Annotated in this window: 27 protein-coding genes; 16 read left to right on the top strand and 11 right to left on the bottom strand. The window is 58.6% G+C overall.

Annotation, left to right across the window (positions count from 1 at the left end; translation table 11 throughout):
* The first annotated feature begins 16 nt into the window (after positions 1 to 16).
* The 3 genes from ACIPZC_RS21370 to ACIPZC_RS21380 all read left to right on the top strand — a co-directional run bounded on the left by ACIPZC_RS21370 (position 17) and on the right by ACIPZC_RS21380 (position 2,071).
* Entirely contained in the window at positions 17 to 568 is a 552-nt protein-coding gene (locus ACIPZC_RS21370) for a glycoside hydrolase family 19 protein (RefSeq protein WP_400629400.1), read from the top strand.
* Complete coding sequence (locus ACIPZC_RS21375) at positions 565 to 1,125, top strand: lysis protein (RefSeq protein WP_400629402.1); 561 nt, start codon at positions 565 to 567, stop codon at positions 1,123 to 1,125. The genes ACIPZC_RS21370 and ACIPZC_RS21375 overlap by 4 nt, the downstream gene beginning before the upstream one ends.
* A gap of 151 nt (positions 1,126 to 1,276) precedes the next feature.
* Positions 1,277 to 2,071: a DNA adenine methylase gene (locus ACIPZC_RS21380; protein ID WP_400629404.1), complete on the top strand. Its 795-nt coding sequence runs from the start codon at positions 1,277 to 1,279 to the stop codon at positions 2,069 to 2,071.
* A 424-nt stretch (positions 2,072 to 2,495) separates the two neighbouring features.
* On the opposite strand, the gene ACIPZC_RS21385 is transcribed toward ACIPZC_RS21380, so the two are convergent.
* On the bottom strand, positions 2,496 to 3,185 hold the full coding sequence (locus ACIPZC_RS21385; protein ID WP_400629406.1) for an SOS response-associated peptidase family protein: 690 nt from the start codon (positions 3,183 to 3,185) through the stop codon (positions 2,496 to 2,498).
* Between the two features lie 101 nt (positions 3,186 to 3,286).
* On the opposite strand from ACIPZC_RS21385, the gene ACIPZC_RS21390 reads away from it, so the two are divergent.
* Together ACIPZC_RS21390 and ACIPZC_RS21395 are read left to right on the top strand one after the other, a co-directional pair.
* Positions 3,287 to 3,715 (top strand): LexA family protein, encoded by a 429-nt coding sequence (locus ACIPZC_RS21390; RefSeq protein ID WP_400629408.1) that lies wholly within the window; start codon positions 3,287 to 3,289, stop codon positions 3,713 to 3,715.
* Positions 3,705 to 4,982, top strand: a complete 1,278-nt coding sequence (locus ACIPZC_RS21395; protein ID WP_400629410.1) for a Y-family DNA polymerase — start codon at positions 3,705 to 3,707, stop codon at positions 4,980 to 4,982. Before ACIPZC_RS21390 ends, ACIPZC_RS21395 begins: the two co-directional genes overlap by 11 nt.
* Positions 4,983 to 5,150: 168 nt before the next feature.
* Here the strand turns inward: ACIPZC_RS21395 and ACIPZC_RS21400 are convergent, their stop codons facing one another.
* Positions 5,151 to 5,831, bottom strand: coding sequence for an MAE_28990/MAE_18760 family HEPN-like nuclease (locus tag ACIPZC_RS21400; protein ID WP_400629412.1), 681 nt, complete (start codon positions 5,829 to 5,831; stop codon positions 5,151 to 5,153).
* Complete coding sequence (locus tag ACIPZC_RS21405; RefSeq protein ID WP_400629413.1) at positions 5,832 to 6,875, bottom strand: DUF262 domain-containing protein; 1,044 nt, start codon at positions 6,873 to 6,875, stop codon at positions 5,832 to 5,834. It lies immediately after the preceding gene.
* A 677-nt stretch (positions 6,876 to 7,552) separates the two neighbouring features.
* Here ACIPZC_RS21405 and ACIPZC_RS21410 point away from each other — a divergent pair.
* From ACIPZC_RS21410 to recX, 5 genes are all read left to right on the top strand, one after another.
* Positions 7,553 to 8,299 (top strand): XRE family transcriptional regulator, encoded by a 747-nt coding sequence (locus ACIPZC_RS21410; RefSeq protein WP_267818188.1) that lies wholly within the window; start codon positions 7,553 to 7,555, stop codon positions 8,297 to 8,299.
* Between the two features lie 358 nt (positions 8,300 to 8,657).
* Positions 8,658 to 8,993 carry a phage holin family protein gene (locus ACIPZC_RS21415; RefSeq protein ID WP_400629415.1) on the top strand — a complete coding sequence of 112 codons (336 nt, stop codon included), beginning with the start codon at positions 8,658 to 8,660 and terminating at the stop codon, positions 8,991 to 8,993.
* Positions 8,994 to 9,098: 105 nt separating this feature from the next.
* Complete coding sequence (locus ACIPZC_RS21420; protein ID WP_400629417.1) at positions 9,099 to 9,581, top strand: CinA family protein; 483 nt, start codon at positions 9,099 to 9,101, stop codon at positions 9,579 to 9,581.
* Between the two features lie 103 nt (positions 9,582 to 9,684).
* Positions 9,685 to 10,752 carry a recombinase RecA gene (gene recA, locus ACIPZC_RS21425; RefSeq protein WP_241805950.1) on the top strand — a complete coding sequence of 356 codons (1,068 nt, stop codon included), beginning with the start codon at positions 9,685 to 9,687 and terminating at the stop codon, positions 10,750 to 10,752.
* Between the two features lie 18 nt (positions 10,753 to 10,770).
* Positions 10,771 to 11,241 carry a recombination regulator RecX gene (gene recX / locus ACIPZC_RS21430; RefSeq protein WP_241805951.1) on the top strand — a complete coding sequence of 157 codons (471 nt, stop codon included), beginning with the start codon at positions 10,771 to 10,773 and terminating at the stop codon, positions 11,239 to 11,241.
* 29 nt (positions 11,242 to 11,270) lie between these two features.
* Here recX and ACIPZC_RS21435 read toward each other — a convergent pair whose 3' ends face one another.
* Complete coding sequence (locus ACIPZC_RS21435; protein ID WP_400629420.1) at positions 11,271 to 12,389, bottom strand: LOG family protein; 1,119 nt, start codon at positions 12,387 to 12,389, stop codon at positions 11,271 to 11,273.
* 301 nt (positions 12,390 to 12,690) lie between these two features.
* On the opposite strand from ACIPZC_RS21435, the gene ACIPZC_RS21440 reads away from it, so the two are divergent.
* A complete protein-coding gene (locus tag ACIPZC_RS21440) occupies positions 12,691 to 12,894 on the top strand; it encodes a hypothetical protein (protein ID WP_400629422.1) in 204 nt (67 codons plus the stop codon).
* Here ACIPZC_RS21440 and ACIPZC_RS21445 read toward each other — a convergent pair whose 3' ends face one another.
* Positions 12,895 to 13,314 carry a quorum-sensing-regulated virulence factor family protein gene (locus tag ACIPZC_RS21445; RefSeq protein WP_241805954.1) on the bottom strand — a complete coding sequence of 140 codons (420 nt, stop codon included), beginning with the start codon at positions 13,312 to 13,314 and terminating at the stop codon, positions 12,895 to 12,897.
* Between the two features lie 222 nt (positions 13,315 to 13,536).
* Between ACIPZC_RS21445 and ACIPZC_RS21450 the strand changes: the two genes are divergently transcribed.
* The 3 genes from ACIPZC_RS21450 (at position 13,537) to ACIPZC_RS21460 (ending at position 15,512) form a co-directional block, all read left to right on the top strand.
* The gene (locus ACIPZC_RS21450; RefSeq protein ID WP_400629424.1) at positions 13,537 to 14,247 is read left to right on the top strand and encodes a tRNA-uridine aminocarboxypropyltransferase; all 711 of its coding nucleotides are present in this window, start codon (positions 13,537 to 13,539) and stop codon (positions 14,245 to 14,247) included.
* A 178-nt stretch (positions 14,248 to 14,425) separates the two neighbouring features.
* Positions 14,426 to 15,076 (top strand): response regulator transcription factor ErdR, encoded by a 651-nt coding sequence (erdR, locus tag ACIPZC_RS21455; protein WP_012315844.1) that lies wholly within the window; start codon positions 14,426 to 14,428, stop codon positions 15,074 to 15,076.
* Positions 15,077 to 15,149: 73 nt separating this feature from the next.
* Positions 15,150 to 15,512 carry a diacylglycerol kinase gene (locus ACIPZC_RS21460; protein WP_008094698.1) on the top strand — a complete coding sequence of 121 codons (363 nt, stop codon included), beginning with the start codon at positions 15,150 to 15,152 and terminating at the stop codon, positions 15,510 to 15,512.
* On the opposite strand, the gene finR is transcribed toward ACIPZC_RS21460, so the two are convergent.
* On the bottom strand, positions 15,509 to 16,435 hold the full coding sequence (gene finR, locus ACIPZC_RS21465; RefSeq protein WP_241805956.1) for a LysR family transcriptional regulator FinR: 927 nt from the start codon (positions 16,433 to 16,435) through the stop codon (positions 15,509 to 15,511). The two genes, ACIPZC_RS21460 and finR, sit on opposite strands and share 4 nt — an antisense overlap.
* A gap of 117 nt (positions 16,436 to 16,552) precedes the next feature.
* Between finR and fpr the strand changes: the two genes are divergently transcribed.
* Positions 16,553 to 17,332 carry a ferredoxin-NADP reductase gene (gene fpr, locus ACIPZC_RS21470; protein WP_012315841.1) on the top strand — a complete coding sequence of 260 codons (780 nt, stop codon included), beginning with the start codon at positions 16,553 to 16,555 and terminating at the stop codon, positions 17,330 to 17,332.
* Between the two features lie 195 nt (positions 17,333 to 17,527).
* Here fpr and tsaA read toward each other — a convergent pair whose 3' ends face one another.
* The 5 genes from tsaA to rimO all read right to left on the bottom strand — a co-directional run bounded on the left by tsaA (position 17,528) and on the right by rimO (position 21,443).
* Positions 17,528 to 18,223, bottom strand: coding sequence for a tRNA (N6-threonylcarbamoyladenosine(37)-N6)-methyltransferase TrmO (tsaA, locus tag ACIPZC_RS21475; protein ID WP_349974730.1), 696 nt, complete (start codon positions 18,221 to 18,223; stop codon positions 17,528 to 17,530).
* A gap of 6 nt (positions 18,224 to 18,229) precedes the next feature.
* Positions 18,230 to 18,691: a DUF1456 family protein gene (locus ACIPZC_RS21480; RefSeq protein WP_241805958.1), complete on the bottom strand. Its 462-nt coding sequence runs from the start codon at positions 18,689 to 18,691 to the stop codon at positions 18,230 to 18,232.
* A gap of 47 nt (positions 18,692 to 18,738) precedes the next feature.
* Positions 18,739 to 19,449: an rRNA pseudouridine synthase gene (locus ACIPZC_RS21485; protein WP_400629428.1), complete on the bottom strand. Its 711-nt coding sequence runs from the start codon at positions 19,447 to 19,449 to the stop codon at positions 18,739 to 18,741.
* A gap of 121 nt (positions 19,450 to 19,570) precedes the next feature.
* Positions 19,571 to 20,026, bottom strand: a complete 456-nt coding sequence (locus tag ACIPZC_RS21490) for a GNAT family N-acetyltransferase (protein ID WP_241805960.1) — start codon at positions 20,024 to 20,026, stop codon at positions 19,571 to 19,573.
* Positions 20,027 to 20,111: 85 nt separating this feature from the next.
* Positions 20,112 to 21,443 (bottom strand): 30S ribosomal protein S12 methylthiotransferase RimO, encoded by a 1,332-nt coding sequence (gene rimO, locus ACIPZC_RS21495; protein ID WP_241805961.1) that lies wholly within the window; start codon positions 21,441 to 21,443, stop codon positions 20,112 to 20,114.
* Between the two features lie 236 nt (positions 21,444 to 21,679).
* Between rimO and ACIPZC_RS21500 the strand changes: the two genes are divergently transcribed.
* Entirely contained in the window at positions 21,680 to 23,578 is a 1,899-nt protein-coding gene (locus tag ACIPZC_RS21500) for a potassium transporter Kup (RefSeq protein WP_400629431.1), read from the top strand.
* The last annotated feature ends 1 nt before the right edge of the window (position 23,579 follow it).

Here is a 23,579-nt window from a genome sequence, read left to right on the forward strand (position 1 = left end):
CACTGGAGAAAAGCTAATGCCTATCAACGAGAAACAGTTGCAGCAGATCTTCCCGAACGCCGGCCGCAAAGCCGGCGTTTTTGTTCCCGGCCTCAACGCCACCATGGGCAAGTACGCCATCATTTCGCGGCAGCGCATGGCAGCGTTTCTTGCCCAGGTGGGGCATGAGTCGGGCCAACTGCAGTACGTGCGCGAGCTCGGCAATGACATATACCTTTCGAAGTACGACACCGGCAACCTGGCGAAGCGACTGGGTAACACGTGTGAGGCTGATGGCGACGGCCAGTTTTACCGTGGTCGCGGACTGATTCAGGTCACAGGCCGATACAACTACGAGGCCTGCAGCGAGGCCCTGTTCGGTGACAGCCGCCTGCTAAACACCCCTGAGCTGCTCGAGCAACCGGTTTACGCCGCGATGTCGGCCGGGTGGTTCTGGCAGAAGGAGGGGCTGAACAGCTTGGCGGACAAGGGTGACATGCTGGCCATCACGAAGCGGATCAACGGCGGTACCAACGGTCTGGATGATCGCATGGCCATCTACAAACGAGCCCTTGAGGTTCTGCAGTGAGCGCCTGGGGCGGTCGCCTGATCGCCCTGTTAACCCTGGTGCTCGTGTGTGCCCTCGGTGCCCGTGCAGCCTGGGTGTGGCAGGCCAATTTCTATGGGAAGCAGCTCGCCGAACAGGCCGACGACTACGGCAGACAGCTGGCTAAGAAGGACCGCCTGCTCGGCCGTGAGCGTGAGGAGGCCGCTGCCGCTGCGCTCGACCAACTGGCTGAGCAGGAGAATGTACGTCGCGCTCTGGAGGCTCGCCTGCAGGATCTGACCAAAACGCACTGGAAGGAAATGAACGATGCTCAACAAGCTCAGGCTCGCCTGCGTGACCGGCTTGCTACCGCTGATCTGCGGCTGTCAGTCCTTGTCGACGCCGGAACCCCTGCCGCCCAGAGTTGTGACGGTGGGGTGCGAGAAGCCACCAGCACCACAGGCGTGGTACATGGAGCCGTACGTGCCCAACTTGACCCAGCGCATGCTCAACGAATTGTCGCCATCACCGACGAAGGCGACCGGGGGTTGATCGCGCTGCAGGCCTGCCAGGCCTACGTCCGCGAACTCACCCAGTAGAAAAGAGGAGAGCCGGTTGGATGCGTCAACATCCAGCCGGCCCACCGAACCCGCAGACCATTCCTGCAAGTCCAGCCGTAGCCCCTGCCTTGTGCACAAAGCGCGGCGAGCCTAACACCTGCTTATCCATACAGTAAAGACTTGCATACCTATGACCTCTCCAATCATCCCCTGGATGGGTGGCAAACGCCGCCTGGCCGACCGCTTGATCCCCCTCTTTCCCCCTCATGAATGCTATGTCGAAGTCTTCGCTGGCGGTGCCGCGTTGTTCTTCATGCGTCCCCAGCCCGCCCCCGTGGAGGTGCTGAACGATCTCAACGGTGACCTGGTTACCCTCTACCGCGTTGTGCAGAACCACTTGGAGGAGTTCGTCCGTCAGTTCAAGTGGGCGCTCACCTCTCGCCAGATCTTCGAGTGGCAGAAGATGACACGACCGGAGACCCTCACCGACATCCAGCGCGCTGCCCGGTTCTTCTACCTGCAGCAGCATGCCTTCGGTGGCAAGGTCACCGGGCAGACGTTCGGTACCGCCACCACTGGGCCGGCCATCAACCTGTTGCGCATCGAGGAGAATCTGTCCGCCGCCTGGCAGCGCCTCGCCGGCACCTACGTGGAGAACCTGTCCTGGCTCGCCTGCGCCGAGCGCTACGATCGAGCGCACACGTTTTTCTACATGGACCCGCCTTACTGGCAGACCGCCGGCTATGGCGTCGACTTCCCCTTTGAGGAGTACGAGCGCATGGCTGACTTCATGCGCCGATGCAAGGGCAGGGTGATGGTCAGCATCAACGACCACCCGGATATCCGGCGGGCGTTTGATGGCTTCCACTTCGAATGTCTGGATATTCGCTACACCAACACAAACCAGCGACAGGGTAAGGCGGAGGTTACTGGAGAATTGGTAATCATGAATTGGCTACCTTCAGAATTGCAGCAACTTTTCTAGTTGCAGTAGTTGAAGCCACCGCACAACCTCGATGCAGAAAATCATAAAAATCTTAAAAGTCGACATACTTTCTCCAAGACGAGCGCAAGCGCTCAGAGGTTGTGCGAGATGGCTTCGATTCCATGTTGGAAGCGAATTTAATCCGAGTTTTTTAAGGCTTGTCAATAGTTGTTTTTCGAAGGGGTGTGAACTGTGGTCTCCTCGTGTGGAGCCCATGAGCCGTGGGTTTCGTGCGCTTTTGCGTTTTTGCGTAAAAACGCTTTTGTTCTTTTGAACGTCGATAAAAGTGTAGATTTCTACATTTGTAGATTTAAATATTTCTTTATTTAAAGATTTCTTTAGCTAAACTTTCCGGCTGATGGCGGCCGCAGTTTCATGACTTTAGCCGCTAAAATTGCAGCCCTTGGCGCGGGCTGATATCTTTTCAACTGGACGGTAATATCAGCTCAGCCCCCTGATTACGGACATTGCCCACCTCCTTACGTACGGCATGCCACTTAAAATCGCTAGCGCTTCGACAAGCCGTTCGCACTATCTCTTCAGCGCGTTCGGTCGAGGTGAAAGGCGAGATCCACTCACATGCAACCTCTGGTGTGAGCACAAGAGGTTTCCGGTCATGTATATCGAGTAACCCCTGATCGGCGGCGGCTGTAATGATCACGAATCCGTCTCGCTCGTCTGGTTCAACGCTGTGGTGCACCTCCGCAAGCGCCGCGAAATAGAGCGGCCTTCCGTCGATGCTGCTGATGTAGTAGGGCTGTTTACGTTTGGGGTCTGTTGGGTCGGGTATCCATTCAAACCACCCATTCGCCGGCGCCAAAGCCCGGCCGCCTGGCCACAAACCTTTGAAAAATTTCCCCGTCACCACCGTCTCGGCCCGAGCATTGATCGGATTTGGACGCTTCCCCTTCGCCCAAAATGGCGACCATCCCCACTTCACGCGATCAACGTACAACCCATCCCCAGCCTGGCGAATGATCTCGACTCGTGTCGACGGCGCTACGTTGTAGCGATTGATCGGCTCATGGTCATAGCCGTTGATCACCGCCAGGTCCAGCGATAGCTGCCGCAGGTAGTGATCCATCGACTCGTAGATCGAGTACCGTCCACACATAACCACCTCTCGCCTGTCAGAAATTTCGCTGCCCAGGATTGACCGGGCGAGCGATGCCGGATTTACTGTATATGCATACAGTTTGCATCGGACCTTCCATCATGACCATCACTTTTCTGGGTACGCCAACCGGCGGTACCGAACTGCTACCGCTGTACTCATTCCACGTGCCGGCAGGCTTTCCGTCTCCTGCAGCAGACCATCTGGAAGGTCATATTTCGCTTGATGAGTTGTTCGACCTCCGCGCACCCCATGTGTATCTGGTGAAAGTTGAGGGCGACAGCATGCAAGGGGCGGGCATCTACTCTGGTGACCTGGTGATCGTAGACAGAGGGCGTGAGGCAGAGCACGGCGACATCGTCATTGCAGCTGTGAACAGCGAGCCCATCTGCAAGCGGCTTCACCGTCGTGTCGGAGTAGTGATCCTCAAATCCGAAAACCCGGCATACCCACCGCGGTACATCATGGAGGGCGACGAGCTGGTCATCTGGGGTGTGGTGCGGTATAGCGTGCGCGACCATGCGCAGTGATCAGGTGTTCGCGCTGATCGACTGCAACTCGTTCTATGCGAGCTGTGAGCGAGTGTTCCGTCCTGATCTAGCTAAGACCCCCATCGTTGTGCTCAGCAACAACGACGGCTGTGTGATCGCTCGTTCATACGATGCCAAGCCTTACGTGAAAATGGGCGAGCCTTACTTCCAGGCGAAGGAAAAACTTCGTCGGCATGGCATCGTGGCGTTCTCGTCGAACTACGCGCTGTATGGCGACATGAGCGAGCGGGTCATGTCCTTGATCGAGTCCATGGTGCCTGCGGCAGAGGTCTATTCGATCGACGAGTGCTTCGCCGATCTCACAGGCGTGGCGGGCAGCCTCACCCAGTTCGGCCGGGACGTGCGCGCCAGGGTGCTGCGTTGCACAGGAATCCCCGTCGGTGTAGGCATCGCCCGTACCAAAACTCTGGCGAAGCTCGCCAACCACACCGCGAAGCGCTTGCAGGCGCAGACAGGTGGGGTGGTCGATATTACCGAGGACTTCAAGCGCGACTGGGTGCTTCGTAACACTGAGGTGAAAGAGGTGTGGGGTATCGGTCGACGGATGACAGTTCATCTGGAATCCATGGGCATCCACACGGCAATGGATCTGGCCAAGGCAGATCCGAGGATGTTGCGCGACAAATTCAGTGTGGTGGTGGAGAAGACTGCGCGTGAACTCGCCGGCACCCCTTGCCTTGAACTGGATGAGGCAGATCCGCCGAAGCAGGAAATATGCTGCAGCCGGATGTTCGGCAAGCGGCTGACGGAGCTGACGCCGATTAAGCAGGCAGTGGCCACTTACACGGGACGGGCAGCCGAAAAGCTGCGTGCCCAGGGTTCGGTGTGCAAGCGCATGCGCGTATCGATCCGCACCGGCATGTTCAACCCCAACGAGCTGCATTTTGCCAAGGGTGCTCTGGTCGACCTGCCGTATCCCACCAATGACACCTTGCTGCTGACCAGAGCGGCAACGGAGGCTGCGGAGAGGGTCTACCAGGCCGGCTACCGATACAGCAAGGCCGAGGTGCTGCTGCTCGATCTGCGGCAGCCTGGTGAGTTCACCGACGACCTGTTCGCGGTGACGCAGCCAGTTGCTTGTACTCGGCTGATGTCAATGCTCGATGAGATCAACAACCGATATGGCAGGGGAACCTTGCGGGCGGGTAGTGTCCCCCAGACTCCTGAGTGGGGTATGCGCCGGGAATTGATGAGCCGGTCTTTTACGACACGTTTAGATCAGCTATGGACTGTTTACTGCCGCTGAGAAGTCCAATGAACGACAAAACGGGAAGCCGATCGCCTCGGAAGGAAGTGTTGCCATGCAAGGCACAGGACTGTTGCGGGTATAGAGCAAGCCAGTGGTCGCGTGCCATAACAATCCTTGGCAGCAAGACATTGACATAAAAGGTTGAAAGGGTCCAAACGCGAAGCTTCAGTATGAGTTCCTCTCTTGGGTCTTTATGAAGCTGCGAGTGGTATAGAATAATTCTAAATTGCTAATTACCAAGTCGATCATGCCTGTGGTTATAGTAAATTTGTCACGCAATATATTGGAGCGGTGTCTTTCCCCCACGGTGAGAGCGCTTTCCCTTCCGTGAGCAACTTTGTTGCGATTTTCTACAAGTTCATCGATAGTGGCTCGAGTTCTGGGGTCTATTGTTGTTGTGATGCCAAAAGAATGGAAGACTTCTAGAATAGAATTAGTCCAGACATTCATTAATGAGTCTGAGAACTGCGTCTCATCGATATTTGCTTTGTCTGAAGATTCTAGTGTGGAAAAAATCGCTACAGCATTGTTGTGGTAAGATTTGTAGCTGCACGATTTAAATGCTTGTAACTTTCCTCGGCTGGTTATGCTGCCAAATCCTAATTCATAATGATTGGCTGGAGCATTGTGCGAGGCTATGAGGCGTAACGTAAGCTGAACTGCTTCGTTGACACTTTTTTCTAATGCTGCATAAAGATGAACATAGAAGAAGCCTCGCAAGATTTTGACTTCGGCAGGATGAGGTGTGGTTGCATCATCAGGCTCTAAGGATGCAATGTGATTCAGGAGTTGCTGAACTTCAGTCAGTCTTTCTCTAGATAATTGTTTCACACCCTCATAGCTCATTTATACGTGATCCTTAACGTATTTGATTCGATCTGTAAGCTTCTTTCTGCTGTTAGTTGCACCTGTTGTCAGGCTCGCCAGCGCCTTGTCGTCTAAAAGCGCCCGTAATTTCGCAGGGTTTATAGCTTGGCCGGCATGTATGGCATCGGCAACCCCGACTGAGATGGCTTCAAACAGAATAAGTGGAGTAGTGTTCTTCCTGTTGGCGCGAACAATCCCGTCAGGTAAATTATTTGCTAGTTGAGTAAAGGTCTTTTCGAATAGACTTTTTAGTTGTTTTTTGTTTTTGAAGCTATCTGTTTTCTTGGCCATATAGTCATTGAGGAATCCTTTGACGCTGTGGACAAATTCATCACGCTTTTCAAAATATGCAAAAAACTTTAATACGAGCTCTTCAATGTTGCCATTTTTCTCGGCGTTCGAACCAACTTTTAGGCAGTTTTTAAAGGGCTGGTATTTAGAGCATTCTTTAATGAACTCGTTAAATTGCCCAAGGTAAACGCAGTTACGGATTTCTTGTGGGTGAAGAATTACCCCGCCAGTGTTGAGGCGTTCAAATAAGTCGAATCGGAGGCCGAAATCACTTTTATCATTTAGGACAGTGATCCTGATTGGACGTGTCATGAACATTAGCTGAATTGCCTTCGGGATTCTGTCGAAGGTCAGATTGTTAAGGGAATCTAGTTTTTCAAGTCCAGTGAGGATCAGCGGTTTGCAATCTTCGCTTATAAGATTAATGACTTTTTGTTTGCCAATGAAATTGACAATGGTTGTGAGGCGTTGTAGTCCGTCAATGACTTCCCAAGTGGAGTCTTTATTAGTAGCCATAAAAAGGCTAGGGACGGGTATGCCAAGTAAGATAGACTCGATCAGCTGTGACTGTCTTTCTCTGCTCCACACGAAGTGGCGTTGATACTCTGGCGTTACGTCAATAATTTCTTCTGAAATCATGTCGTAAAGCTGTCTGACGGTTACGTCATAGCTGTCGAATGATACGGATCTGCGATTGGCGTCGAGCTGAGATTGGATGACAGTATTATCCATGAATTCCTCTTGCGCCCCGTTTGCTGTTGGTATCAGACGATCTGGTACGGAGCATGGCCGATGAGCTTAAGCTACCTAGACGGGTAGGGCGGTGTCGAAAAAGTGCTACGAGAGCGTACGCTTGATGGAGGCAATGATGGCTTCGCGCTCAGGTGCGGTTTACTAGCAAATCGCTTTCAGTGCAAGCGCAGGCGTGATTTGCTAAGGATCAGCAAATAGGGCGATTGGTGGCTGAGGAGACCAGATTTCCTCTGCTTAAGGGCAGGCAATACCTGAGGCATCAAAAAGAATGACGTCAATCATCATCGCCATTCGGCAGTGTGCCGGAGGATAGGAGCAGTGAGACGTTCAGCTAGGCCTACTAAGAGTCCCTGGGGCAAAAATGGGGCAAACCATGCGCCATTCCATGCCTATGAATGCCAATGCATACGCCTATGCTGTGAGGTGAAAGGGACATAATTCCCAGTATTCTTGGGCCTAAGAGCCTTTGTCTGTTCCTACTGCAGCACAATCGGGGTGTGTGCGGAAAGATCAGACATTCAGGGCCTTACAGCGGGTATCTGGTTGGCGATTGTGAAACCGGCAATGGTACAGGCTTTTCGGCCGAGATGCAGGCGGCGGGCGAGCGCCTTTGCACCCGGCTGCATCGATTGCATTTCCTGCGGCGGCGCTGCATTATGCACGCTATGCAAAAACGCAATGTAGCTACCGTACTCAGAGAACTTCTCGCCCGCCACGGCCTGTCCCCTACAGAGCTGCATCGGCGCACGGGCGTGCCTCAGTCCACCTTGTCGCGGATCCTCAGCGAGAAGATCGTCGATCCCTCGGACAAGCACGTGTCGAAAATTGCCGACTATTTCGGCGTCAGCACTGAGCAACTGCGCGGCCGCGCCGAACTTGGCGCCTCACGCGAAGCCGCCGTGCCCGCACACGGCCATGCGGACCTCAGTGACATCAGCCTGTGGGATGATGAAACGCCCGTCGAGGACGACGAGGTGTCAGTACCCTTTCTCCGTGAGGTCGAGTTGGCAGCAGGATCAGGAAGATTCGTCATCGAGGAAAGCGAGCGCGCTCGCCTGCGCTTCGGCAAGCGCAGCCTGCGCCATAACGGCGTGCAATTCGACCAGGCCAAGTGCGTGACCGTACGCGGCAACAGCATGCTACCGGTGCTGCGAGATGGGGCGACGGTCGGTGTCAATACCGGCAAGTGCTCGATCGGTGACATCATCGATGGCGATCTCTACGCCATCAACCACAATGGCCAATTGCGCGTGAAGCAGGTTTATCGGTTGCCCACGGGTATCCGCCTGCGCAGCTTCAATCGCGACGAACACCCTGATGAAGACTACAGCTTCCTGCAGTTGCAGGAGGAGCAGATCAGCTTGCTCGGGCATGTGTTCTGGTGGGGCATGTACGCCCGCTGACCAGGCGTTTTTTCAGAAAAACCCGCTTTGGCGGGTTTTTTTTCGCCTGGTGAAACGTCCTACAGGCCTGATGAGCAGAGACCTTCATGCGTATCAGCAAAGCCGTGCGTACTTTTAAATGAATAAATGCATTGACTGCATATGCACTAACGCATAGCTTGTGTCTCAGGTCGGGCTAAATCTTTGTTACGCCGGCAGCGCGGAAGAAGGCCTTCACAGCCAAGAGGTTTCGCAGCTCCCAGGTACAGGGTAAAGCGCTGCGAGCAACTACCCGGCCGGTGGGCAGTTTTGCGCGCGTAGCGCATCCGCAATCCATCTGCCGGCCACTGCCGGTGGGCATCACACAGGAGACAGGACAGTGACGAACGAGCACCAAGTGTTACTGGAGATGCCGCTCTGGCTGGTGATCGTCCTGGCATCGCTGGGCGGCCTCAGCGGCGAAATGTGGCGGGCCGACAAGGCGGGCGCCACCGGTTGGTCGCTGCTGCGACGACTGGTGCTGCGCTCCGGCGCCTGTATCGTCTGCGGCGTTTCGACGGTGATGTTGCTCTATGCCGGCGGCCTGTCGATCTGGGCGGCCAGCGCATTTGGTTGCCTGACCGCGGTAGGTGGCGCCGATGTTGCCATGCGCCTTTATGAGTGCTGGGCGATCAGGCGGCTGGGCTTGCGTGAAAACGCATCGAGCGATGAGTGAATGGAGGATGTGCATGCGAAAGTGTGCGCGTGGGTAAAGCAATGCCTGTCCCGATCACCCACCTCAAATGCTAGGGTGTGGCTCTGCCTCTTCCAGGAACTGCACATGGACCCGATTACCGTTCTCTCCGCCCGACTGGGCGAACACCTGCGCCGTTTCAGCGCCCAGGTCACCACCGCTGAATCCTGCACCGGCGGTGGCATCGCCGAAGCTATCACCCGCGTACCTGGCAGCTCCGCCTGGTTCGAGGCTGGTTATGTCACCTACTCCAACGCTCAGAAGACCCGCCAGCTTGGGGTCCCTGAACAAGTGTTCGCCCAGGTAGGTGCAGTCAGTCAGGAAGTGGTCGAAGCCATGGTGCGCGGCGCCCAAGCGGCCAGCGGTGCGCGTTTCGCCGTGGCGGTGAGTGGTGTGGCCGGGCCCGATGGTGGCTCGCCGGCCAAACCCGTTGGTACCGTGTGGCTGGCATGGGCCGATGGCAGTCATGTGATCAGTGAGCGTCGCCACTTCGAAGGCGACCGTGAAGCAGTGCGCCGACAGACGGTGGTCGCCGCGTTAGACGGCTTGTTACAGCTTGGTGCCGAGTAAATCGACGACAGGGGTTTGCTCAAGCGCTTCCCTGTGGAATAATACTGGCTACTTATACAGGTATTCCGGCCATCAGGGCCAAGTCGAACACGTGAGGATTTCAATGGACGACAACAAGAAGCGCGCCTTGGCTGCGGCCCTGGGTCAGATCGAACGCCAATTCGGCAAGGGCGCAGTCATGCGCATGGGCGATCACGAGCGCACCGGCATTCCGGCCATCTCCACCGGCTCCCTGGGCCTGGACATCGCCCTGGGCATCGGCGGCCTGCCAAAAGGCCGTATCGTCGAGATTTATGGCCCGGAGTCTTCGGGTAAAACCACGCTCACCCTGTCGGTCATCGCCGAAGCCCAGAAAAGCGGCGCCACCTGCGCCTTCGTCGACGCCGAGCACGCGCTGGACCCTGAGTACGCCGGCAAGCTGGGCGTAAACGTCGATGACCTGCTTGTTTCGCAGCCGGATACCGGTGAGCAGGCGCTGGAAATCACCGACATGCTGGTGCGTTCCAACGCCGTTGACGTAATCATCGTCGACTCCGTGGCCGCCCTGGTGCCGAAAGCGGAAATCGAAGGCGAGATGGGTGACATGCACGTTGGCCTCCAGGCCCGTCTGATGTCCCAGGCGCTGCGTAAGATCACCGGTAATATCAAGAATGCCAACTGCCTGGTCATCTTCATCAACCAGATCCGTATGAAGATCGGTGTGATGTTCGGTAGCCCCGAAACCACCACCGGTGGTAATGCCCTGAAGTTCTACGCCTCGGTGCGCCTGGACATCCGCCGTACTGGTGCAGTCAAGGAAGGCGACGAAGTCGTCGGCAGCGAAACTCGCGTCAAGATCGTCAAGAACAAGGTCTCGCCGCCGTTCCGTCAGGCTGAATTCCAGATTCTTTACGGTAAGGGTATCTACCGTAACGGCGAAATCATCGACCTGGGTGTTTCCCAAGGGTTGGTCGAGAAGTCGGGTGCCTGGTATGCCTACCAAGGCAACAAGATCGGCCAAGGCAAGGCTAACGCGGCCAAGTACCTGCAAGAGAATCCGGCCATTGGCGCCGAGATCGAGAAGCAGATTCGTGAGAAGCTGCTCAAGGCGGGTGTCGTTGCCGAAGCGGGCAAGGCTGCTGCAGCCGATGCCAACGCCGACGACGTGGCTGATGCCGACGCCGGTTATTGATAGCTGCTTGGCCTGATCATGTCCGTCGTACTCGACACCCCCGTCGCCGTTCGGCGGACAGCCATGGACCTGCTTGCGCGCCGCGAGCATGGTCGTGTCGAGCTGACGCGTAAACTGCGTCAGCGCGGCGCTACGGATGAGTTGATCGAGCCAGCGCTCGATCGGCTCGCCGAAGAAGGGCTGCTCAGCGAGGCTCGCTACCTCGAAAGCTTCATCAGGTACCGTTCCAATGCCGGCTATGGTCCAGCGCGTATTCGCGAGGAACTCGGCCAGCGTGGCCTGAACCGTGGCGATGTCGACCAGGCACTGCGTGACTGTGGTGTGAACTGGGCAGAGCGGTTACAGGATGCCTGGCAGCGCAAATATGCCGGTCAACGTCCGCAGGACCCCCGCAGCCGTGCCCAGCAGACCCGATTTCTCGCTTACCGTGGGTTTCCCATGGATATGATCGGCCGCCTGCTCAGCGGCCGAGACTTGGACGACTATTGATCTAACAGCCTCATCGCAGGCAGGCGTATTCAGCTGACCTTCAGCGCCTCCCTTGCCCGCTGTGTAGTATGCATCGGCTGGGGCTTGGCCCAGTTCTCCGACAGATTGATGAAATCCACCAGCTCACGCAGGCGCCCTTGATTACGGCCGTTGAAGGCAAAGGTCAGGCGGGTCAGGTGGCTGTAGCTGCCTACTTCATGTTCAGCGCCACTGTCGGCATGTTGGTAGTACTTACCGCTGAGCCGTAAATCGGCGAAGGCTTCCTGAATTTCATGCAGTGCTGCGTCGCTGAGCCGATGATGCATGCGGATCACGAACTGGTTCTTCAGCCAGCGGCTGGAGTGGTAGTTGCTGTAGAACTGGTTGATCTCCTCCACTGCCTCGTCGGCACTGTGCACCAGGCGTAGCAGCTTGAGGTCACTGGGTAGGATGTAGCGGTTTTCTTCCAGTTGCCTGCTGATGAAGTCCAGGCAGTCTTGCCAGAAGCTGCCACCTGGTGAGTCCAGCAGCACCACCGGTACCAGTGGGCTTTTGCCAGTTTGAATCAGGGTCAGTACTTCCAGTGCTTCGTCGAGCGTGCCGAAACCTCCGGGGCAAAGGACCAGGGCGTCCGCTTCCTTGACGAAGAACAGCTTGCGAATGAAGAAAAAGTGGAAGGGCAGCAGCTTGTCAGTGCCGTCCACTGTAGGGTTGGCGTGTTGTTCGAAAGGGAGGGTGATGTTGAAACCCAGGCTGTGGTCGCTACCCGCGCCTTCATGCGCAGCGGCCATGATGCCGCCACCTGCGCCGGTAATGACCATCAGGTCGGAGCGGGCCAGTGTGGCGCCCAGTTCGCGGGCCAAGGCATACATCGGGTGTTCCAGCGGTGTGCGCGCCGAGCCAAAAACTGTGACCTTGCGCCGGTCCTTGTAGCGTTGCAGGCTGCGGAAGGAGTGGTCCAGTTCGCGAAGGGCCTGCAAGGTGATCTTGGCACTCCAGCGATCGCTGTCGTCGTGGGCCATGCGCAAGATGGTCAGCATCATGTCCCGGTACAGTGGCAGGTTGGGGCTGTCCGGTGCGACCAGTTGCAGTTGTTCGTCTAGCTTGCTCAGGTCGATACCACTGTCCCTGAAGTGATTGAACAGATACTCATTGGGTTGGTAAGGCATTCAACGTCTCCTTCTGCAGCAAAACCTCTGACCGAGCTGATGGCTGGGCTCGGCCGCGACACTACGTGCGTCGCTGGCTGCTCTGGCTCGAGTGTGCGTCCCGAGCATTGCAGTAGGCCTTCAAGGCCCTGATGCAGTGCGTCATTCATCTTGTCGTTTTTGTGCGCTTCGCTATCAATCTAGACCCTTGGGCCACTTCGTGCAGGCACTATCGCTGCGGCCACTCGTCGGCACGCGGCCATTGATGGCAAGGGTTTGGTTAACTGGAGAAGCGAAACGTGTCGATGCAGGAGGTGGCGGTATGCATCGCTTGGTCATCGAGGTAGACCGGCAGCTGTATCAGCAGCTGGAACATGCGGCCCAGGCCCATCATGTGAGCCTGGAAGCGGAGTGCTTGCGGCGGTTGGCTGCGTTGGAATGCCAATCACCCTATCTGCAGGCGCTTTTGGCAGAGATGCGCGCCGACGAAGAGCCGCAGCGCGCGGAGGATGAGCGGGTCAGTTGATTACTTCTTCTTGTTGCCGGCAGTGCAGCTGGCAGCGTCGAAGGCCTGGTCCATGACAGGTTCGTTGGTCTTGTAGACGGTGAAGCGATAGACCATCACGGCGCCTTTGGACATCAGGTTGCGGTAGCCGCTATTGCGGCAGACGCTGTCACCCAATTGGCTACGCACCTCGGCGGGTTTTTCCTGCATGCGTGCGGCGTGCTCGGCGCGTACGCTCAGGTGATTGACCAGTGCTCTGCCTTCAACGGTATAGCCCTGGTCGAGGATATCTTCGTTGATGGCCCTTGGGGTGCCGACGCTGCTTTGCTTGGCGACCTTTTCCAGCAGCTTGTTCAGCTCGAACTCCTGCTTGGAGGCCGCCTGGGCTGCCAGTGGCAGGGTGAGCAACAGGCTCAGGGTCGGGACGATAAGACGCAGCATGAATCTCTCCTGGTTCGGTGACTGGCGCTTCGACATGCGCAGACGGCTGGTGTTCCATGAAACCTGCAGTATCGCGGGTAGGCTCGCGGCCACCAAACGCCGATTATAAAGGACCAGCCCGTCCAGCTGCACGGCAAATGACGCCCGCTCTGATAGAATGGCGCTTTGTTTTCATCGAGTTATCGCAGTGTCCAGTCACAACCTGTTCCGAGGCTTGCCAGCATGAGCCATGCGGTAGCGCGCCTGCGCGCCGAACGGCTGGCCCGTAGCATCAAGCCGTTCATTGCTCGTGGCTCACGTGCCGAACGTTGCCCTGACTGTCGGGTTATCGCCACCCATTGTCTATGTGCCTGGAAGCCAAAGGTGCAGGCCGACTCGGGTGTATGCCTGTTGATGCATGATACCGAGCCACTGAAGCCCACCAACACCGGCTGGCTGATCGCCGACGTCATCGAAGAGACCTCTGCCTTCGGCTGGTTGCGCACGGCGGTGGACGAACGATTGTTGACCCTGCTGGCAGACCCCCAGTGGCAGCCGTACATCGTCTTCCCCGGGGAATTCGTCGCCCAGGAGCGGGTGGTCAGCGAGGTAGTTCATGTGCCGGGCAAGCGGCCTTTGTTCATCCTGCTGGACGCTACCTGGACCGAAGCCCGCAAAATGTTCCGCAAGAGCCCTTATCTTGACCGCTTCCCGGTGCTCAGCCTGCAAGCTGAGCAGATGTCGCGCTATCGCTTGCGCCGCTCCAAGCGCGATGATCATTTCTGCACTGCGGAAGTGGCTGCCATGTGCTTGGACCTTGCGGGTGACCACCAGGCTTCCCAAGCCCTGGATGCGTACCTGGATGTGTTCAGCCTGCACTACCTCAGTGGCAAGCGTCGTCTGCCACTGGATGAGCAGGACGCTACCCATCAGCGTTTGCATACCTTCCTATAGTCCAAGGGGCACGAGCCCCACTTTGGTTCATAATGACGGGGCTGGCGGCCAGGATGAAGCGAGGCGGCGGGGCGAGTGGTTTGACCCGCCCGGTTGTGCGCGGCACCTTGGCGCCGATTCCCCGCCGGGCGCTATTATTCCGCAGCTGCGCCTAGCACAGAACAGGATCCTTAGATCGATGGCCATGTACGAAATCCTGATTGCCGATGACCACCCACTGTTTCGTAGCGCTCTGCGCCAGGCCGTCACCCTCGGCCTGGGTGCGGATGTGCGCCTGGTCGAGGTGGCGAGCATCGCCGAGCTGGAAAGCCGACTGAGCGAAAAAGCCGACTGGGATCTGGTCCTGCTGGACCTGAACATGCCGGGTGCCTATGGTTTCTCCGGGCTGGTCCTGCTCCGTGGCCAGTACCCTCAGATCCCGGTGGTGATGGTCTCGGCCCAGGAAGAGGCTGCCGTGGTAGTCAAGTCCCGTGAGTTCGGGGCCAGTGGCTTCATTCCAAAGTCCAGTGGGCTGGAAGTGATTCAGGATGCAGTGAGAAAGGTGCTCGATGGCGACGTTTGGTGGCCGCCTCAGGCATTCGAAAGGGTCGATGTGTCGGCTGAGGCCAAAGCCGCCAGCGAAGGCCTGGCCAGCCTTACGCCACAGCAGTTTCGCGTGCTGACCATGGTCTGTGAAGGCTTGCTTAACAAACAGATCGCCTACGAGCTGAATGTGTCGGAAGCGACCATCAAGGCCCATGTGACAGCGATCTTCCGCAAGCTGGGCGTGCGCACGCGAACCCAGGCGGCCTTGCTGCTGCAACAACTTGAATCGGTTGCAAGCAGCTAACTGCTTGCAGCTTCACGCTTTTTTGACTCGTTTTGGACTAGTCTGCTGGCCTTTCATCGGTGAAGTGACGCACATGTCGCCATTCAAAGGCCAGACCGGCCTCAAACGTATCTTCAATGCCGCCGGCTATTCGCTGGACGGCCTGCGCGCCGCCTTCAAAGGCGAGGCAGCTTTCCGTCAACTGGTACTGCTCAATGTGCTGCTGATCCCGATTGCCTTTTGGCTGCCGGTAAGCCGCGCAGAGCGGGCCATCATGATTGCGGTGTGCCTCCTCGGGCTGATCGTCGAACTGTTCAACTCGGCGGTAGAGGCGGCCATTGACCGCATTTCGCTGGAGCGCCATCCGCTTTCGAAAAACGCCAAGGACATGGGCAGTGCTGCGCAACTCGTAGCGTTGACGATGGTGGCGTTGGTCTGGGGCGTTATCCTGCTCTAAGCGATCGGCGGCAGAACAATTTCGTCACTGCGGGTGAAGCCTGCGGTGAAATTACGGCACAACTCAAGAAACTCGCGCATGGCCGAGGTCTGGTATTTTTGCTTGTGCCAGATGAAATAGAACTGGCGCATCAGGTCAAGCTCCGGGGTTTCAACCGGCACCAGGCTGCCACGCCGGAAGGCATCACGCAGTGCCAGGCGCGATATGCAGCCAATGCCCAAGCCTGATTCCACGGCGCGTTTGATCGCTTCGGTGTGCTCCAGCTCCAGGCGGATGTTCAGGTTGGCGCGATGATGGCGCATGGCCTGGTCGAACGTCAGTCGTGTCCCAGAACCCTGCTCACGCAGGATCCAGGCTTCCTGGGACAGGCTTTCGATATCTGCGTGGCCCACCTCGGCCAGCCGGTGTTGCGGCGCGCAGAACACCACCAGTTCGTCCTCCACCCAAGGCTGCACCTCCAAGTCTGGATGGCTGCAGTCGCCTTCGATCAGACCCAGATCAATTTCGTATTGTGCAACCTGGTGCACGATATGGGCTGTGTTCTGCACGTGCAGTTTGACCTGGCTTTCCGGGTGTACCTGCATGAAGCTGCCGATCAGCAAGGTGGCCAGGTAGTTGCCAATGGTCAGTGTGGCGCCGACTGCCAGTGAACCAAAACCGGACTTGCCGTTGAGCAGGTCTTCGATCTCCTTGGCCTGGTCGAGCAGCGCAACCGCTTGCGGCAGCAACTGATGGCCCAAGGCATTGAGGGCCAAGCGTTTACCTGCACGGTCGAACAACTGGCAGCTCGATTGCCGCTCCAGTTCAGTGATGGACGTGCTGGCAGCCGACTGCGACAGGGCCAGCACGCTGGCGGCTCGAGAGACGCTCTGATGCTGGGCCACGGCGACGAATACCTGTAGCTGACGAAGTGTGAATCGCATATCTATATAACCGATAACACATATCTTGATAATTCAGTTAACAGATATTGTCGCTGCCCCTAAACTATCGCGCAACTGTGCGCTTTGCGCGCTGCGTTTTCTTCAGGAGCCCCATCGATGAGCAACATGAACCACGAACGTGTCCTCAGTGTGCATCACTGGAACGACACTCTGTTCAGCTTCAAGTGCACCCGCGACCCGGGCCTGCGCTTCGAGAACGGTCAGTTCGTGATGATCGGCCTGCAGCAGGACAGCGGCCGTCCGCTCATGCGCGCCTACTCCATCGCCTCGCCCAACTGGGAAGAGCATCTGGAATTTTTCAGCATCAAGGTGCCGGACGGTCCGCTGACCTCCCAGCTGCAGCACCTGAAGGAAGGCGACGAGATCATCATCAGCAAGAAGCCTACCGGCACGCTGGTCCTCGACGACCTCAACCCGGGCAAGCATCTGTACCTGCTGAGCACCGGCACTGGCCTGGCGCCGTTCATGAGCGTCATTCAGGACCCGGAAACCTACGAGCGCTTCGAGAAAGTGATCCTGGTGCACGGTGTGCGTTACGTGAATGAAGTGGCCTATCGCGAGTTCATCACCGAACACCTGCCGCAGAACGAGTTCTTCGGTGAAGCGGTGCGTGACAAGCTGATCTACTACCCGACCGTAACCCGCGAGCCGTTCGAGAACCAGGGCCGTCTGACCGACCTGATGCGCAGCGGCAAGCTGTTCAGCGACATTGGCCTGCCACCGATCAACCCGCAGGACGACCGCGCGATGATCTGTGGTAGCCCGAGCATGCTCGACGAGACCAGCGAAGTCCTCGACAGCTTCGGCCTGAAGATCTCCCCGCGCATGCGTGAGCCGGGTGACTACCTGATCGAACGTGCCTTCGTCGAGAAGTAATCGACCGGTAGCAAGCTTGGCCTGATGCCAGTCAGCCAAGCGCTTTACGGCCCATCCCTGGCAAGCCGGCCCCCACAGGTACAGCGCAGGCCTCAATGACTGCGCGGTCCTTGTGGGAGCCGGCTTGCCGGCGATTGGCTGCGCAGCAGCCCTGACAAGGCCATTAAGCCTGTGCGCCTGAGGCTGCCAGTCCCTTCAGTTTTCCCCAACGACCTCAAGCACCCGAATCACTTCCGGCTGCGGGTAGTGCCACCTGACCTGCACATCCCAGAACTTCACCCCATACACCCGCTCCGGTACTGGCACCTGATAGGCCGGTCGAGGGTCCTGTGCCAGGCACTGCTCGATCAGCTCCACCAGCGGCTCGCCCAGGCGCAGGGCGTGTTCGCGGGCCTGGGGCAGGGCACTGTCGCCCCATTGCACGGCGATCGCGGCAGGCGCATCGCTGGCCATCAGGTTGCTCGCCCCGGCGATGCTATCGGCATAGGGAACATACGGTTTGATGTCCAGCACCGGGGTGCCATCGAGCAGATCGATGCCGGACAGTAGCAGCCGCCCCGGTTCCACCCCCTCCAGGCGTACCACCGACTGGCCGATGCCATTGGGCCGGTGGGTCGCTCGCGTGGCGAACACGCCCATGCTCTTGTTGCCGCCCAAGCGGGGTGGGCGCACCTTGAGGCGTGGCTTGTCTTCCAGGGCCTGATGGAACAGGAACAACAGCCACACATGGCTGACCTGCTCCAGGCCCGCCACGGCCTCGCCTTGGTCGAACGGCGGCAGCAACTCAAGTATCCCACGTGCAGCCGGCGCCAGCTGTGGCTGCCGTGGGATGGCGAATTTCTCCTTGAAGCAGGAGCGCACGATGCCAACAGGCGAAACCGTATGGTGCATCGCGAGTCAGCCGCGTACGCGCAGGGTCAGGCCCTTGAGGAAGTTGCGCAGCAACTGGTCGCCGCAAGGCCGATAGTTGTCATGGCCCACCTTGCGGAACAGTGCGCTGAGTTCGGGCTTGGAAACCGGGAAGTTGACCGACTTGAGGATCGCATGCAGGTCGTCTTCCTTGAGCTCGAAGGCTACGCGCAGCTTCTTGAGGATGGTGTTGTTGGTCACCGGCAGCTCAACGGGCTGTGGCGGACGGCTGTCGTCCTTGCCGCGACGGTAGAAGACCAACCCGTCGAGAAAGTGCGCCATGACCCGTTCGGGGCAGCGCACAAACCCGGCCTCGTCCTCTTTCTTCAAGTAAGTGGCGAGCACCAGCGGATTAACCTCCAGGCCCGAGAGCGCGATGATCTCGGCCATCTTGGCGTCGTTCACCTTGAGCATGTAGCGCAGGCTGCGCAGGACATCGTTGTGGTTCATTGCTGCAAAATCCTGTTCAAATGCCACGCCAGGGCGTGGCGCATTGCTTAGAAACGTTCAGTGCCGGCCAGGTAGCGCCAGTTGCCCACTGGCAGCTTGCCCATGGAGACACCACCCAGGCGAATACGACGCATGCTGAGGATTTCCAGGCGCAGGTAGGCGCAGATCTCGGAGATTTGCCCAGGCTGTGGATTTTTCAGGGCCAGACGCAGGTGGGTCTCGTTCTGCCAGCTGGCCTTGGCCTTGGGCAGTTCCCGATCATTGCGCGTCGCGCCGCGCGCCAGGCGCTCCAGCGCCTGTGGCGTAGTCTCGCCGCGCACTTCGATGATGTATTCCTGTTCCAGGCGACGCAGGTCGGCTTCGATCTTGCGGGTAACCCGCCAATCCTGGGTGAACACCTGCAGGCCACTGGCTCCGCGCTCCAGGGGGGCCGAACAGGTCAGCCGGGTGAAGTGCCCGTGCAGCGGCCGCACGCCTTCGCGATGCGCTTCGCTGAGGCTGGCCATGTTGATGCTGGCGCGGGCCGTATCGATATCGACACCGGCAGGCTGGTTGAGCAGCAGGGTAACCGGGTCAAGCGCCTCGGCATTGGCGCCCGGCAACAGCTCGACCGCTTGCTGGTCAACCTTGAACTGAGGCTGCTCGACAACCACGCCATCGACCGTGACCCAGCCTCCTTCGATGTACAGCTCTGCCTCCCGGCGTGAGCAACCGAGCTGCTCGATGAGGCGTTTGGACAGGCGGATGGGTTCGGACATGGCGGGCAATTCGCAAGGCAGGGAAAGTCTTGCATTGTACCTGTCCATGCGGGTCTGATGACGGGAATCTGTGCCAAATCCGTCAATTGGGAAGTATTGCACGGCATCCTGCGACAAAGTCTTAGGACGCTGTACGAATAAGCTTCATATGAAGCAATGGATAGGGCTGCCCCAGGCCATCCGTTTCCGAGCGCCCGATCACTTCGAAGCCCTCGTGCCGGTAGAAGCCCAAGGCTTGGGGGTTCTGTTCGTTGACGTCCAGGTACTGGGCGTTCAGTTCGCTGATGGCATAACGGAGCAAGCGCTTGCCCACGCCTCGGCCGCGGTATTCCGGTGCCACGAACAGCATGTCCACACGTCCATTGGCGACACCGGCAAAACCGCAGATGCGCTGGCGGTCCTTGCAGCAGACCAGCATCACGGCATCCAGGTACTTGCGTAGCACATGATCGCGCAGCAGCAGGATGTAAGCGTCTGGCAGAAAATCATGGGTCGCGCGCACCGAGCTTTCCCAGACCTGAACCAGTTCCGGGTAATCAGACAGGTGGGGCGTTTGCAGCGTCAATGCCGAATGCATGCCGGTGTTCCTCGGTGGCCAATGAGGAAACCATAGATGCAAAAAGCCCCGCCAGTGGGGCGGGGCTTCTTCTACAGGCGCGGCTTCAGACTGGCTCTGCCCACATGTCGTACTCGTCGGCATCGACCACCCGGCAACGGACCTTGTCGCCCGGTTTGAAGCCATGGTCGCCATCGATGAATACGCTGCCATCGATCTCAGGTGCATCGAAGAAGCTGCGGCCAACCGAGCCTTGCTCTTCGACTTCGTCGATCAGCACTTCGATTTCCTTGCCGATACGCAGTTGCAGGCGTGCGCTGCTGATAGCCTGCTGGTGAGCCATGAAGCGATCCCAGCGCGCCTGCTTGACGTCATCCGGCACCTCTTCCAGGCCCAGGTCGTTGGCAGGCGCACCCTCGACTGGTGAGTACTGGAAGCAGCCGACACGGTCGAGCTGAGCTTCGGTCAGCCAGTCCAGCAGGTACTGGAAGTCTTCTTCGGTTTCGCCCGGGAAGCCGACGATGAAGGTCGAGCGAATCACCAGTTCCGGGCACTGCTCGCGCCAGCGCTTGATGCGCGCCAGGGTGCGGTCTTCGAAGGCAGGGCGCTTCATCGACTTGAGCACTTTCGGGCTGGCGTGCTGGAACGGGATGTCCAGATACGGCAGGATCTTGCCGGCGGCCATCAGCGGGATCACGTCGTCGACGTTCGGGTACGGATAGACGTAGTGCAGCCGCACCCAAGCGCCCAGGCTGCTCAGCGCTTCGCACAGCTCGAGCATGCGCGTCTTGACTGGCCGACCGTTCCAGAAATCGGTCTTGTACTTGACGTCGACGCCGTAGGCGCTGGTGTCCTGGGAGATCACCAGGATCTCCTTGACGCCGGCCTTGACCAGGCGTTCGGCTTCGCTCAGCACCTCGCCGACCGGGCGGCTGACCAGCTTGCCGCGCATCGACGGGATGATGCAGAAGCTGCAGCTATGGTTGCAGCCTTCGGAGATCTTCAGGTAGGCGTAGTGGCGCGGGGTCAGCTTGACGCCCTGCGGTGGCACCAGGTCGATCAGCGGGTTGTGGTCCTGGCGTGGTGGTACCACTTCGTGCACGGCGTTGACTACCTGCTCGTACTGCTGGGGGCCTGTGACCGACAGCACGCTGGGATGCACGTCACGGATGCTGCCTTCCTCGACACCCATGCAGCCGGTGACGATGACCTTGCCGTTTTCCTTGATCGCTTCGCCGATCACTTCCAGCGACTCGGCCTTGGCACTGTCGATGAAGCCGCAGGTGTTGACCACCACCACGTCGGCATCCTCGTAGGTGGGCACGACTTCATAACCTTCCATACGCAGCTGGGTCAGAATGCGCTCGGAATCAACCAGGGCTTTTGGGCAACCCAGGCTGACGAACCCTACCTTGGGGGTGGCGGGAGTGGTGGACATGACTAACCTCGGTATTGAATACAGGCCGCCCGGCCGGAAACGGCGGCGACCCTGACGGGCGCTTTTGGGCGCCTCTGATCAAAAAGTGCGCAATTCTAGCGAGCGCAAGGTCGCTTGACCAGCACAAATGCGACGAACGCTGCGCTATGCTTCGCCCCGTTGCGCCGGGGTATGTGCGATCCCCAGGCGTGGGGCAGAATTCTACGGGTCTAGATGGCCGTTTGCGGGAGTGGTCGATGGTTCAGGCAAGCAGTCACGCCGAGGGCGGTCAGGGGACGACGCGGTCGCTGAGCCTGTTGGTGGCAGCTGTTGGGGTGGTCTACGGCGATATCGGAACCAGCCCGTTGTATACTCTCAAGGAAGTTTTCACCGGCGGTTACGGGGTGCCGGTCAGTCACGATGGTGTACTGGGGATCCTCTCGCTGATCCTTTGGTCGCTGCTGTGGGTGGTGTCGTTCAAGTACGTGATGTTCATCCTGCGCGCCGACAACCAGGGGGAGGGCGGCACCATGGCCCTGACCGCGCTGGCGCGGCGGGCCACGGCGGCCTACCCACGCCTGCGCACGCTGATGGTTATCTGCGGATTGATCGGCGCCTCGCTGTTCTACGGCGACAGCATGATCACCCCGGCGGTTTCGGTGCTGTCGGCAGTGGAGGGCATGGGCCTGGCATTCGACGGTATAGACCATTGGGTGGTGCCGCTTTCGCTGGTGGTGCTGGTGGGGCTGTTCCTGGTGCAAAAGCATGGCACCGATAAGATCGGCAAGCTCTTCGGCCCGATCATGGTCACCTGGTTCGTGGTGCTGGCGGTGCTGGGGGTGCATGGCATCTCGCAAAGCCCAGAGGTGCTCAAGGCGTTCAACCCGGGCTGGGCGGTGCATTTCTTCATCGTGCACCCGGGCATGGGCGTGGCCATCCTCGGTGCAGTGGTGCTGGCCTTGACCGGTGCCGAGGCGCTGTACGCCGACATGGGCCATTTCGGGCGCAAGCCGATTGCCCGTGCCTGGTTCGCCCTGGTGCTGCCAGCATTGGTGCTCAATTATTTTGGCCAGGGCGCGATATTGCTGCAAAACCCTGATGCTGCGCGCAACCCGTTCTACCTGCTGGCGCCGGCCTGGGCGTTGCTGCCGCTGGTGGGCCTGGCGACCATGGCCACGGTAATCGCTTCGCAAGCGGTGATCTCGGGTGCTTTCTCCCTGACACGCCAGGCTATCCAGTTGGGTTACATCCCGCGCATGCATATCCAGCACACCTCCAGCGACGAGCAGGGGCAGATCTACATCGCAGCGGTCAACTGGACCCTGATGGTGGGCGTGGTGCTGCTGGTGATCGGTTTTGGCTCATCCGGCGCGCTGGCGGCTGCTTATGGCGTCGCGGTGACAGGTACGATGCTGATGACCACCATCCTGGTGTCGGCGGTGATGCTGTTGTTGTGGAAGTGGCCGCCGGTGCTGGCGGTACCGATTCTGATTGGTTTCCTGCTGATAGACGGGCTGTTCTTCGCCGCCAACGTGCCGAAGATTGTCCAGGGCGGCGCCTTCCCGTTACTGGCCGGGGGTGTGCTGTTCCTGCTGATGAGCACCTGGAAGCGCGGCAAGCAGATTCTGGTCGAGCGAATCGATGAGGGTGGGCTGCCGCTGCCGGTTTTCATCAGCAGCATTCGCGTACAGCCACCGCACCGTGTCGAAGGTACTGCGGTGTTCCTCACCGCGAGGCCGGATGCGGTGCCGCACGCGCTATTGCACAACATGTTGCATAACCAGGTGCTGCACAGCCAGGTGGTGCTGCTGACGGTGGTGAGTGAAGACCGGCCGCGGGTGCCCGAGCAGGAGCGATTTGAGGTGGAGGCCTATGGCGACGGCTTCTTCCGGGTGCTGTTGCACTTCGGTTTCATGGATGAGCCGGATGTGCCGGCGGCCCTTAAGCTATGCCACCTGGACGGCTTGCATTTCAGCCCGATGCGTACGACTTATTTCCTTAGCCGCGAAACGGTGATCGCGTCGCGTCTTGAGGGGATGTCGCGCTGGCGGGGCAACCTGTTCGCGTTCCTGCTCAAGAATGCCAACGGTAACCTGCGGTTCTTCAACCTGCCGCTCAACCGGGTAATCGAGCTGGGTACACAGGTCGAGATCTGAC

It is taken from the genome of Pseudomonas sp. NPDC089743 (genome assembly GCF_044748785.1).
Taxonomy (GTDB): domain Bacteria; phylum Pseudomonadota; class Gammaproteobacteria; order Pseudomonadales; family Pseudomonadaceae; genus Aquipseudomonas; species Aquipseudomonas putida_X.